This is a genomic window from Prevotella sp. HMSC077E09 (assembly GCF_001814685.1).
Taxonomy (GTDB): domain Bacteria; phylum Bacteroidota; class Bacteroidia; order Bacteroidales; family Bacteroidaceae; genus Prevotella; species Prevotella oris.
Window position 1 is genome coordinate 2632 of sequence record NZ_KV817549.1, and the last position, 12940, is coordinate 15571.

Consider the following 12940-nt stretch of genomic DNA (forward strand, 5'->3'; position numbering starts at 1 on the left):
CAAACCCGGTACGGGTTTTGTTTCTTCCAATTACATGGTAGATAAGAAAAAGTTGAACCCGTTCCGGGTTCATTTCATGCGTCTATTTTTCCCCACGTAGGCTCACTTCGCTCGCCAACGTGGGGCTTTCAAAAGCACAACTCGTACCGAGTTGCAAATATGGGAAACGACAATACATATTATAAATATAAAACTTTTAAGGGTACAACTCGTACCGAGTTGCCTTTTCGTCTCTCGCCTGTTATCTTGTCACATAGTTATTATGATGAAACAATAGGGTGGAGATTACCACACGATATGGTATAAATTGCGCGGTTATTTGAGTCATTTCGCGGCGTAAAGTGACGCAAGTTGCACGGTGATTTGAATCAAAAAATAGCGTAATCTATGTCAAATTATCATGCAAACAGATTTTGGGTGCACTAATTGGGGATAAATCTTTGCGTTTGAATAGTTTCAATTGCTTATCCCGAACAAGAGGGTGTTTATTCATGTATTCACGTAGCTACATGCTATAAAGGTTTTTGAATACCGTCAAAATTAAGCAGAGTTGGTGAAACTACAAGCCAGCACTCCCCTCCTTGGAGGGGCTGGGAGAGGATCCTGTTTCACTTTCGTGCTCTCATCATGCACCAGATGCCAAGAGCCACAAAGGGCACACTGAGCAGCTGTCCCATGTTGAAGAGCATGCCCGACTCAAAGCCCACTTGAATGTCTTTGGTGTATTCAATGAAGAAACGGAATGCGAAAATAAGTGTAATGCAGAGGCCGAAATAGAAACCTTTACCTACAGGAAGTTTACGTTTTCGATAGAAATACCAACCCACAAAGAAGATAACGGCATAGGCAATGGCCTCATACAGTTGGCCGGGATGACGCGGATATTTGTCTACTTTTTCGAAGATGAAAGCCCAAGACACATCAGTTACCTTGCCGATAATCTCGCTGTTCATCAAGTTTCCAAGTCGAATGAAACAGGCGGTGATAGGGGTTGCAATGGCGATATCGTCTAACAACTGCCACAATTTCACCTTATATTTGCGGCTATAGAGCCACAAGGCGAGCATCAATCCGAGGGTTCCTCCGTGGCTTGCCAACCCTTCATAGCCCACGAAATGCCACGAACCATCAGGCATATTCTTGAAAGGGATGAACATTTCAAGGAAGTGTGTGCCCGAAGTGAGGAAGTAATCGGGTTGGTAGAAGAGGCAATGACCGAGCCGGGCACCAATCAATATGCCTAAGAAGCAATAGAGAAAGAGCGGATCGAATACGTTTTCCTCCTGCTTTTTCCCGTTCACCATCACCGTCCGCACAGCGATATTCTGATGGTAGAACAACCAACGTACCATGAAATAGGCACCGACAAGTCCAATCAGCCAGCATATTGAATACCAGCGAATACCCCAATTCCCTATCTGAAAGAAATAGATATCGGGATTCCAGATGATGTAGTTTAGCATAAGAAAAAATAAATATAACCAACCTCGAAACCCACCCCAACCCTCCCAAAGGGAGGGAGTGCGCATTTGTAGGCTTAGTATATAATTTTAGAAATAATTATTTATATGTGATAATAAAAGATATTATACTTGTTACTTATGAGGTTCTATATATGTTTCTTCTATAGATTTTCTTCCCAACTCCTGGCATTGAATTCTGAACAGTATGGAACTTTAGCCAATGCATACTTCTTAAATTCCATAAAGGTAAGGAGAGATACTCAATTTCTTACTCCCTCCCTTTGGGAGGGTTGGGGTGGGTTTTAGGGTGTGTTTGGTATTACACATTAAACCTAAAGTGCATAATGTCACCGTCCTGCACAACGTATTCCTTACCTTCGATACCGAGTTTACCAGCTTCTCTGACTGCAGTTTCCGAGCCATACTTAATGTAATCATCGTATTTGATGACCTCGGCACGGATGAAACCCTTTTCAAAATCGGTGTGAATTACACCTGCACACTGTGGCGCTTTCCAGCCTTTGTGATACGTCCAGGCTTTTACTTCCATTTCGCCTGCCGTGATAAACGTTTCAAGATTAAGCAAAGCGTAGGCCTTTTGGATAAGACGGTTGACACCACTCTGCTCCAATCCCAACTCTTCGAGGAACATCTGCTTATCTTCATAGGTTTCCAAAGAAGCGATATCTTCCTCGGTCTTGGCCGCAATCACCATGGCTTCAGCTCCTTCTTGGGCTGCCATTTCCTCCACACGACGTGAATAATCGTTGCCCGTTTTAGCGCTTGCTTCATCTACATTGCATACGTAGAGCACAGGTTTCGTGGTCAACAGGAAGAGATCATGGGCCGCCTGCTGCTCATCTTTGCTTTCAAATGTCACCTCTCGCGCATTCTTTCCCTGCTCAAGCACAGCCTTATAAGCTTCCAGAACCGTGCACATCAATTTGGCATCCTTGTTGCCTGCTGCAGCAGCTTTCTGCTGTTTACTGAGCTGGGCATCAATCGTTTCAAGGTCTTTCAGCTGTAGCTCGGTGTCAATGATGCTCTTGTCTTCAAGTGGGTCAACCGCCATGCCGCCTTCACGCACAATGTTATCGTCATCAAAACAGCGGATGACATGAATGATTGCATCGCATTCACGAATGTTTCCCAAGAACTTGTTGCCGAGTCCTTCGCCTTTGGAAGCACCCTTGACGAGCCCGGCAATATCGACAATCTCACACGTAGCAGGTACAATTCGCCCCGGATGAACAATCTCGGCAAGCTTGTTGAGTCGCTCATCGGGCACCGTAATCACACCCAAATTCGGCTCAATCGTACAAAAAGGGAAGTTTGCCGACTGTGCCTTAGCACTCGACAGACAGTTGAACAGCGTAGACTTTCCCACGTTTGGCAGGCCTACAATTCCACATTTCAAAGCCATTTTTCTTTATGTTTTTTGTGTGCGGGCAGTCTTTCCTGCCTGCATTTATCCTTGTTTCTGCCTGCAAAAATACACAAAAAATCATAAAGGGAAGCAGAGGAAAAGGTAAAAAAGCAAAAAGGGAAGAGGGATAAGGTAAAAGTAAAGCAATGAAGGCGTAATCTTTGCAGTATGAAACTGTTTTGTAACTTGCGTCAGATTGCCGTGTAACTTGACGCAGATTAGCGCGTCATTTGCATCAAGTTACAGTGCGATTTGACGCAGATGACAAGCTCATTTGATGCAAATTGGAATGATATTTGTAGGTTGTTGATAATGAAAGTGTTGTTGAATATAATATAATGCTTGGTCAGTCACGATGGCTTTGAGAGCCACTGTGCCCTTATCAAGGAGCTTTTAGGCTCGCATTCTCTTCCAAAGAAAGAGACAGAAAGGGGCTTTTACACTTATGCGCAAAATCATTCATATCGACATGGACGCTTTCTTTGCCAGCGTAGAGCAAAGAGATTGGCCCGAACTCCGCGGCAAACCAATAGCCGTGGGCTATGACGGTGCGCGCGGTGTTGTGTGTACTGCCAGTTACGAAGCACGCAAGTTTGGTGTTCGTTCGGCCATGTCGGTGCAGCTGGCCAAGCGGTTATGCAGGGAACTTATCGTCGTAGAAGGCAACTATCAGCATTACAGGGAGGTGTCGGAGCAGCTGCATGGCATCTTCCATGACTACACAGATATCATCGAACCCCTGTCTCTTGATGAGGCGTTCCTTGATGTAACCGTCAACAAAAAGGGCATTTCGCTTGCTGTCGACATTGCCAAAGAGATTAAACAACGCATCAAAGACGAATTAGGGCTTACGGCTTCGGCGGGTATTTCGTATAATAAACTCTTGGCGAAGATAGCTTCTGACTATCGAAAACCCGACGGACTCTGTACTATTCACCCTGACAAGGCGATGAACTTCGTGGCAAAACTGCCTGTGGAAGACCTGTGGGGCGTTGGCCCGAAGACTGCACGGCGCATGCATCGCATGGGGATATTCAATGCGCTTCAACTGCGGGCATGTTCGCTCGAGCATCTGAAGATGGTCTTTGGAAAGTCAGGCCCGGCGTTCTATAACTATGCCCGAGGTATTGATGAGCGCCCGGTCGTGGTTGAACGCACGCGGAAATCCGTGGGTTGTGAGCAGACTTTTCTCGAAGATATCAGTTTGCCTTCGGCCTTATTGATAGAACTTTACCACTTGGTTCTTGAGCTTACGACGCGTATCGAAAAGGGGAATTTCGAAGGAAAGACGTTGACTTTGAAAATCAAATACGCCGATTTCAGGCAGATTACGCGCAGCATCACGGGACGAAAGCTGTTGAAAACCAAGGATGATATCCTTCCCTTGGCCAAGCGGTTGCTTCATCTTGTCCATTATGACAATGCACATGCCATTCGTCTCATGGGGCTTTCGGTGTCTAATCCCGGTGGAGAAGACGGGGATGCCGCACCGGAATGGATACAGTTGGAATTGGAGTTTAAGGAAGATAAAAGGGGAAGAAGATAGAAAAGTGAAAGGAGCTATCCTATGTTGATGCGCATGTTTGCTGCGTCAAACATGATTTTCCCTTGCTCGATAAAGCGTGCAAGTGAGCCATTGTCGGCCAATTCACGTGGCGTTCCTACGTGGAGCACGCCATTGTCAAGCAGCCAAAGGCGGTCGGCAACCTGCAAAGCCTGTTCGATATCGTGGGTGGAAAGGAGGATGGTTTTGTTGAGTCTGTGGGCCAATTGGTGCAGCAGCTGCATCATGCTGACCTTGCTCGGGAAATCAAGAAAGGCCGTTGGCTCGTCGAGGAATATCACCGGAGTCTGCTGAGCCAATGCCTTTGCAATCATTGTCTTCTGTCGTTCGCCGTCACTCAGCGTGTGGATGAGTCGCGATTTCAGCGGTGTTATGCCCACCATGGCCATGGCTTCATTGACAATTTGGCAGTCGGCATCGTGCAAATGACCGAAGAAACCCGTGTAAGGATAGCGTCCCATGCTGACAAGTTCGGTCACCGTGATGTTTCCTGCATCCACTTTTGTCGTGAGTACAAGGCCAATCCACTGTGCGAGTTCATGGGGCCTGAGCGAAGAAATGTCTTCTCCGTTGAGCTTTACACAGCCTTTCAGCGGAGGAAGAAAACCCGAGAGCGTGCGCAACAGCGTGGATTTCCCGACACCGTTCGGGCCTATCAAGCACGTGAACTCGCCCGCATGCAGGGCTGCTTGCAGGTCGGCAGCCACCGCTTTGCCCTTATATCCGATGGTTAAATGTTCCAAGGCAATCATTTCCATGCTGCAAAGATAATCATTTATGTGTTGTTTTTCGTATCTTTACAGATGAAAAGAGCATCCTGCAGACGAATGAAATCCATTGCATTGCAATTGAGGCAATACAAGCAAATCAATGAACAAATCCCAAATAGAACCCAAACAAAAGATGATGAAAAACGAATTGAGCATGACTTCCGGTGCACCTTTCCGCGCCATTCTGACATTTGCTACGCCCCTCGTTTTGGGCTATATCCTCCAACAGTTGTATCTGATTATCGATGCGGTGATTGTGGGACGCTGGATAGGGGTCGGTGCATTGGCTGCTGTGGGAGCTTCGAGCAGTATCATGTTCCTTATCATGGGTTTCTGCAACGGTGCGTGTGCTGGCTTTGCTATTCCTATAGCACAGGCCTTTGGTGCGGGCGATCACCACAAGATGCGATGCTATGTGAGCAATGCAATCCGCATAGCTGTCGTGTTGGCCGTGGTGATTACACTTCTCTCCTGTGTGCTGTGTGAGAAGATTCTGAACCTCGTAAACACACCGGCCGATGTGTTTCATGATGCTTACGTGTTTCTTTTCCTGCAATTCTGCACGATTCCTTTCACGATAGCCTATAATCTTCTTGCAGGGCAGATACGTGCATTGGGCAACTCTAAGCAGCCATTTTATTTTCTCATCATATCGTCTGTGCTGAATGTGTTGCTTGATGTGTTGCTTATTCTGATTTTGGGATTAGGCGTCGAAGGTGCGGGAATTGCGACATTCCTGAGTCAGGCTTTTGCCTCATGGCTTTGCTGGAGGTTCATCAGATGCAACATGAGGCAGCTTGTTCCGACGAGTGAGGAAAACAAATTCGACAACAAGAAAATCAGTATTCTGCTGAACAACGGTGTCCCGATGGGGCTGCAATTCTCGATCACGGCTATTGGCATCATTATGTTGCAAAGTGCCAACAATGCGCTTGGAACGGTATATGTGGCTTCGTTTACGGCGGCGGTACGCGTGAAATACCTTTTCACGTGCGTGCTTGAAAACATCGGTGTTGCCATGGCTACCTATTGCGGACAGAACATCGGAGCGCAGAGGCTCGACCGTGTAAAGGCCGGTGTGCGCGATGCCATGTGGCTTATGACAGCCTATTTCGTGCTCACAGTGGCAGTCATCTATCCTTTTGCCGATGAGATGATGATGCTTTTTGTCAACAGTGGTGAACAGGAAGTGATTGCCAATGCTGCTCAGTTGATGCGTATTTCCAACTGGTTCTATCCTGCATTGGGCGTGCTTGTGATTTTGCGTTACAGCATCCAAGGACTCGGGTATAGCAATCTGAGCATGATGAGTGGGGTGATGGAGATGCTGGCCCGCTGCGGTGTGAGTCTCTGGATGGTGCCGGCAATGGCTTGGTTGGGTGTCTGTTATGCAGACCCCGTGGCTTGGTTGATGGCCGATCTGTTCCTTATTCCGGCCTACTTCTGGCTCTTGAGAAGATTGAAAGAAAAGGTTGTAAGCGTATAAAAGAGTCTTGTTGAACAGCGATGCTTTGGGCATTGTCTGTAGAGGTTACGGGGGTGGCGACTGAAAAGCGCCACCCCCGTAGTTCATCTAAGGCGACAGAGTGGAGGCTGCTGAGAGCTTTGGTGGAGAAATAAGTGGCTTTCGTGGAGTTTTGTACAAATTTGGAATGTTTTTGTATGAAAGTTCTATATCAGACGAAACGTTTTATCTACTTTTGCGAAAACAAACTGACAATTTATATATAACCTTTTTTATTAGTCATGAGTAATATAAGGAAAACAATTACCCAAAGAAGCATTTTGTCATTGATTTTGATGTTTACATCAGTGATAATGTGTGCCCAGATTAAAATCTCCGGGGTTGTGAAAGACAATACGGGAGAGACTATGCCGGGTGTGAGTGTGATGGTTAAGGGTACAACAACCGGTGTCGTTACCGACGTGAATGGCCTTTTCAGTCTGCAAACCAATCGTAAGGATGCTGTTCTTACGTTCTCTTTCCTCGGTTATACAACCTTGGAACTGAAGGCCCAACCGGGCAAGTTGATGAATGTCACGCTGCAGGAAGACAACAAGGTGCTTGATGAAGTCGTGGTGGTTGGCTATCAGGAAGTGAGAAAACGCGACCTGACAGGTTCTGTTGCCAAGGCCGACATCACTTCGCTGACGAGTACTCCTGTTTCTTCGTTCGACCAGACTTTAGGTGGTCGGTTGGCAGGTGTCAACGTGTCATCAAATGAGGGCATGCCCGGTGGAAGCATGAATATCGTCATCCGAGGCAATAACTCTTTGACGCAGGAGAATTCTCCTTTGTATGTTATCGACGGTTTTCCGGTGGAAGATCCGAGTATCGCCAGCTCTATCAATCCGTCGGATATTGCATCAATCGACGTGTTGAAAGATGCTTCGGCCTCTGCGATTTATGGTGCACGAGGTGCAAACGGTGTAATCATCATCGTTACGAAGAGCGGTAAAGTGGGCAAGCCGAAGGTGCATTATGACGGCAGCCTCGGTTGGCAGAGCGTAACGAAGAAGATACCAATGATGAACGCTTATCAATTCGTTGCACTTCAGAACGAAATGTATCCGAAGATTGTTGAAAAGTCTTATCTTTCACTTTATGATGGAAAGCAATGGACTTTGGATGATTATAAGAATGTTCCCCAGTATGATTGGCAGGACATGATTTTCCGGACTGCACCGCTTCAGAACCACAATGTGAGTCTGACAGGTGGTAGCGAAGAGGTTCGTTATACAGCTTCCTTGTCTTATTTCGATCAGGATGGTATCGTGTTGAAGTCTAATTACAATCGTCTTCAGGGTCGTTTGGCTACGACAATCAAGTATAAGAAGTGGAAGGCTAACTTCAATATCAACTATTCTCAGGCTCGTCAGATGGGGCAGTCTCCATCGCAGGCATCACATTCTGGTATGAATAACCTGTTTTACAGTGTGTGGGGTTATCGTCCGGTTACACAGCCGGGTGTTCCGCTTCATTCCCTTGTTGAAAATGCAACCGATGATGATGTGAACAACACCAACGACTATCGTTTCAATCCGATTATGTCGTTGAACAACGAATATAACAAGCGTACGACGACCTATATGCAGTTCAATGGATTTGTAGAGTATGAGCTGATGAAAGGATTGCGTTTCAAGGTTTCCGGTGGTTATACAGATAATCGCATGGATACTGATAACTTCAACAACTCGAAAACCCGCTATGGTGGTCGCACATCTATAGAAAAGGTGAATGCACAGGTTATCCGTGCTAAGCGTGCCACTTGGCTGAATGAGAATACGCTGACCTGGCAGACTAATCTGCAGAAGCGCCATTATTTCAATTCTCTGTTGGGTTTCTCTCTGCAGAATTCGGATTATGAATACTATCGTTTCAAGACTATCCGCATTCCTAATGAAAACCTCGGTATGGCAGGAATGAGCGACGGTACACCTACGATTACGCGTTCGGAGAAGTCTTCTTGGGCGATGATGTCTTATTTCGGACGTTTCAACTATAATTATAAGTCAAAGTATTATGCTACGGCAACCATGCGTGCTGACGGCAGTTCAAAGTTCCGTGGCAGTAATCGTTTTGGTTATTTCCCATCCGGTTCTTTAGCTTGGAACTTCACAGAAGAGAAGTTCATGAAGCCCGTTAAGGACATTGTGAACAGTGGAAAGCTGCGTTTGAGCTGGGGTCTTACAGGTAATAACCGCGTAGGAGAATATGACACTTATGGTATTTATCAGTTGTTGAAAGACCGTACGGGCGACCTGCTTTCGTTGGGAAGTGTTCCAAGTGGCGTTTATCCTTATAATAATGATAATACGAATGTAGGTATGGTTCCGGTTTCAATCCCTAACAAGGACTTGAAGTGGGAGACCACGGAGCAGTGGAACTTGGGTGTAGACCTCGGTTTCCTCAACGATCGTATTGGTTTGACCATTGATTTATATCGCAAGGTGACACGCGACCTTCTGTTGGTATCAAGTCTTCCTTTGTCTTCTGGATTTATCAGTGCAACAAAGAATATCGGGAAGGTTAGAAACCAAGGTCTCGAGCTGACACTCAACACTACGAATGTCAAAACCAAGCATTTTACATGGACAACCAACTTCAACATCGCATTCAACCGCAATAAGGTGTTGGCACTTTCAGAAAACCAGACCGCATTGCTTACGGCAGCACAGTTCGACCAGAACTTCAACTCACAGAGCAGTTACATTGCTAAGGTTGGTCAATCTATGGGTTCCATGTATGGTTATATCTACGAAGGAACCTATAAGTACGAGGATTTTAACAAGTCGGGCAATACCTATACGCTGAAGTCTAACGTGCCTCACTACGCTTCGGAAGCCAATACACAGCCTGGTATGCCTAAATATCGTGATTTGAATGGTGACGGTGTCATTGACAGTAATGACCGTACGGTTATCGGTAACGGTCTTCCTAAGCATACAGGTGGTTTCACCAACAACTTCAACTATCGCGATTTCGACCTCAGTATCTTCTTCCAGTGGTCTTATGGCAACGATGTGTTAAATGCCAACCGCTTGATGTTTGAAAGTTCATGGAACCGCACACGTGAACTTAACCAGTATGCCAGCTATGCAGAACGCTGGACAGAGAGCAATCCAACGAGTAACATTCCACGTGCAACTTCATCAAGTTCAAACCGTGTTTTCTCTTCACGTATCATTGAGGATGGCTCATTCCTGCGTCTGAAGACGGTGACTTTGGGTTACACAGTGCCACGTAAGATGATTTCTCGTGTGGGTATCGAACAGCTCAGAGTCTATTTTGCTGCACAGAATCTATTTACAATTTCCAACTACAGCGGTTATGATCCGGAGGTTTCTATCAGGGAGAGTGCCCTGACTCCGGGCCTGGATTTCTCTGCATATCCACGTGCTCGAAGCTTCAGTTTCGGTATTAATCTTGGTTTCTAACTATTAACTACGACGCATTATGAAAGTATCTAAAATACATATTATTATAATGTTGGCCTTTATGTCATTGGCTTCAAGCTGTAATTTCTTAGACAAAGAGCCAACATCCACGACCTCTGGAAGTTATTTCAAGAGCGAAGCTGAAGCTGAAACATTTCTCAAAGGAATTTATGCTCCGCTTACAGAGACTTCTTTCTATGGTAATGATTATTTCTTTCTTGTAGGAGGTGATGACCTTGAAGCTTATGGTGGACCAGGACGTTCACCATCGACAAGAGGACTTATCTGTAACAATGCCAACAGCAGTGACCCTGCAGTTACAGCTTTCTGGTATACACTCTATGTTGGAGTGAACCGTGCAAATATCTTTTTGGAAGAAATAGATAAAGTGCCGGAACTATCAACATCTTCTGCAAAAAGACTGACTGCAGAGGCTCGTTTCCTGCGTGCTTTCTACTATTTCAATCTTGTTCAGTGCTGGGGTGATGTGCCTCTCAAGACCAGTTCCACGCAATCTGTGAAAGGTCTGCAGATTGCCCGTACACCGAAAGCAGAGATTTATGACTTCATTTGCAAGGAAATGGAGGAAAGTGTAGATGGTCTTAAGAAAGCTTCTGAAGTGGGTTATTTGCCTGGAGGCTTGACAAAGTCTGCGGCTTGGGGTATCTTGGCACGCGTTTATATGTTTCGTGCGGGTGAATGTTATCGCGATAATACTGCGCCTGATGAAACCGTGCGTAAAGAATACTTCACAAAGGCTGATACCTTTGCACAGAAGGTTATGCATGAAGGACATACGCTTGCACCCAATTATTGGGATTACTTTATTGATCAATGTTCTGATAAATACAATACAACTGGTAAGGAAAGTATTTGGGAAGCGGAGTTTACGGGTAACTATAGTACCGATACTCGTACGGAAGGACGCGTTGGAAATATCATTGGTATACAGGCTCCCGACCTCTCAAGTAAGATAGAACTTAAGGGGAAAGCTGATCCCGGATTTGGTTATTGCTTCTTCTGGAGCACGCCGAAGCTTTATGAACTCTATGAAGCTAATTCGGATAAGAACCGCATGAACTGGAGTATTGCACCATTCTCTTATACGCAATCAAAGACAGGTAATGGCGTTGATGGTCGTATGTTTGAGAAAGGTAAACTTCAAGAAGTAAAGAATCAGTATTACAGTAAATCGTACAGTTACGGTGATAAGCCTTCAACATCTAAGGTTGGTGACCGAGAGAAGGCTACAGCATCAACGGATTACAGCCGTATGTGTGCTAAATGGCGTCGCGAATATGAACCGGATAAGAAGAATAAGAATTTTACATTGGTCAACTTCCCAATCCTTCGTTATGCTGATGTGCTGTTGATGATTGCCGAATGTGAGAATGAAATCCATGGCGGTCCTACCGCTTTGGCTTATCAGTGCATTAATGAAGTACGCAAACGTGCCGGTATTTCATCCCTTTCAGGACTTGATCAGGAGAATTTCCGCAATGCCGTTAAGGATGAACGTGCCATGGAATTGTGTTTTGAGATGACACGTCGTTTCGATTTGATTCGTTGGGGTGACTTCAAAAAGAACATGAATGAATTGGCAGCAAGGGCAAAAAGTGGCACCAACTGGAACCTTGGCCCGTCGAATGTCTACACCTATTTCCAGGTGTCAGATGCTTATAACTATTTCCCAATTCCATCAAATGAAATGGCTATTAACAAGAAAATCACAGCCAACAACCCTGGATGGTAGGACTCATGAAGGCAGGAAAGACCGTGTCTTTCCTATGCCTTTTGTGATTTAATAGTGATTAAAAATATGATAATCCAATAAAAAACAAACGACATGAAACGATATATATATTTATTGCTTCCGCTATTAGCCTTTGCATTCGTAAGTTGCGAAGACGAATTAAAAGAAGAAGCGGCCTTGAGTGTTTCGGTGCTAACCAATAATAACGTACAGCAATCGGGCGACAAAATTACAGTAAAGAAGGGCTCACAGTTGAATTTCATTCTGAAAGGAGATCCTGATTTTATCACTTTCTTCAGTGGAGAAGCAGGACATCAGTATATCTATAAAGATCGCGATCAAGTAGCATTAGAGGATATAGTTTCTTCTAAGCTGACATTCTCTGTGTGGTATCAGTATGGAAATGCAGCCACAGCAGCTAATTTGATGAAGCTTTATATCTCGGATTCTTTCACTGGTTTGGCAAAGAATAATTTCAAGGAAGACTCTGTTTTGGTAGAGGGCTTCGCATGGAATAACCTTGTTGACCCTTCAAGTCTGCCTTCTGCACCGAGCAATGCAGCTCATGCGACTAAGTATGAGGTTGATTTTACGCCCTATCTTGGTAAGCGTATGACAATAGCAGCTTGCTATAAGCCTACCTTAAATACAGCAGCACAGCCTCGTGTAAACTTCGTTGGTATGAAGATTGAAAATACAATGAAGGATGGCTCTATTACAACGCTCTATGCAAATGGTTTCAATTTCACCCCTGTTAACATGATGTGCCACCACAAACTGGCCGATCAAAAATCAATGACTGCTAATCGTGAATATGGAACTGTAACCAATAATGTAAGTGGTATCTGGAACCTTGCAGGAGCATCAAAGGGAGATTTCTCTATTCATAGCTCAAACGGCGGAGCTAAACTGAAGTACAGTTGGTTGGTTTCTGATATGATTATGGCCAATGCTTGCTCTCCAGACTATGGTACTGCCATTAAGAATGTGACCGAAAGTCTGTCTTCTTACACCCATATATATAAT

At 45.2% G+C, this 12940-nt stretch carries 8 protein-coding genes; 5 read left to right on the forward strand and 3 right to left on the reverse strand.

Annotation, left to right across the window (positions count from 1 at the left end; genetic code table 11):
• Nucleotides 1-608 precede the first annotated feature (608 nt).
• A complete protein-coding gene (gene lgt, locus HMPREF2983_RS05690) occupies nt 609-1463 on the reverse strand; it encodes a prolipoprotein diacylglyceryl transferase (protein WP_004377883.1) in 855 nt (284 codons plus the stop codon).
• Between the two features lie 319 nt (nt 1464-1782).
• Complete coding sequence (ychF, locus tag HMPREF2983_RS05695) at nt 1783-2886, reverse strand: redox-regulated ATPase YchF (protein WP_004373205.1); 1104 nt, start codon at nt 2884-2886, stop codon at nt 1783-1785.
• A 448-nt stretch (nt 2887-3334) separates the two neighbouring features.
• Here ychF and dinB point away from each other — a divergent pair, with 448 nt between their 5' ends.
• Entirely contained in the window at nt 3335-4435 is a 1101-nt protein-coding gene (gene dinB / locus HMPREF2983_RS05705) for a DNA polymerase IV (RefSeq protein ID WP_070667327.1), read from the forward strand.
• 14 nt (nt 4436-4449) lie between these two features.
• On the opposite strand, the gene HMPREF2983_RS05710 is transcribed toward dinB, so the two are convergent.
• Nucleotides 4450-5211: an ABC transporter ATP-binding protein gene (locus HMPREF2983_RS05710; RefSeq protein ID WP_070667328.1), complete on the reverse strand. Its 762-nt coding sequence runs from the start codon at nt 5209-5211 to the stop codon at nt 4450-4452.
• Between the two features lie 112 nt (nt 5212-5323).
• Between HMPREF2983_RS05710 and HMPREF2983_RS05715 the strand changes: the two genes are divergently transcribed.
• The 4 genes from HMPREF2983_RS05715 to HMPREF2983_RS05730 all read left to right on the forward strand — a co-directional run.
• Nucleotides 5324-6709: an MATE family efflux transporter gene (locus HMPREF2983_RS05715; protein WP_070667329.1), complete on the forward strand. Its 1386-nt coding sequence runs from the start codon at nt 5324-5326 to the stop codon at nt 6707-6709.
• Between the two features lie 314 nt (nt 6710-7023).
• Nucleotides 7024-10161, forward strand: a complete 3138-nt coding sequence (locus HMPREF2983_RS05720; RefSeq protein ID WP_371441336.1) for a SusC/RagA family TonB-linked outer membrane protein — start codon at nt 7024-7026, stop codon at nt 10159-10161.
• Between the two features lie 19 nt (nt 10162-10180).
• Complete coding sequence (locus tag HMPREF2983_RS05725) at nt 10181-11914, forward strand: RagB/SusD family nutrient uptake outer membrane protein (RefSeq protein ID WP_070667331.1); 1734 nt, start codon at nt 10181-10183, stop codon at nt 11912-11914.
• A 93-nt stretch (nt 11915-12007) separates the two neighbouring features.
• A partial coding sequence (locus HMPREF2983_RS05730; protein WP_070667332.1) for a DUF5017 domain-containing protein occupies nt 12008-12940 on the forward strand: 933 nt, incomplete at its 3' end.

What these genes read in the sequence shown, in the direction of transcription:
- lgt (WP_004377883.1), bottom strand. Translation starts at nt 1,463, where the DNA reads ATGCTAAACTACATCATCTGGAATCCCGATATCTATTTCTTTCAGATA.
- ychF (WP_004373205.1), bottom strand. Translation starts at nt 2,886, where the DNA reads ATGGCTTTGAAATGTGGAATTGTAGGCCTGCCAAACGTGGGAAAGTCT.
- dinB (WP_070667327.1), top strand. Translation starts at nt 3,335, where the DNA reads ATGCGCAAAATCATTCATATCGACATGGACGCTTTCTTTGCCAGCGTA.
- HMPREF2983_RS05710 (WP_070667328.1), bottom strand. Translation starts at nt 5,211, where the DNA reads ATGGAAATGATTGCCTTGGAACATTTAACCATCGGATATAAGGGCAAA.
- HMPREF2983_RS05715 (WP_070667329.1), top strand. Translation starts at nt 5,324, where the DNA reads ATGAACAAATCCCAAATAGAACCCAAACAAAAGATGATGAAAAACGAA.
- HMPREF2983_RS05720 (WP_371441336.1), top strand. Translation starts at nt 7,024, where the DNA reads ATGTTTACATCAGTGATAATGTGTGCCCAGATTAAAATCTCCGGGGTT.
- HMPREF2983_RS05725 (WP_070667331.1), top strand. Translation starts at nt 10,181, where the DNA reads ATGAAAGTATCTAAAATACATATTATTATAATGTTGGCCTTTATGTCA.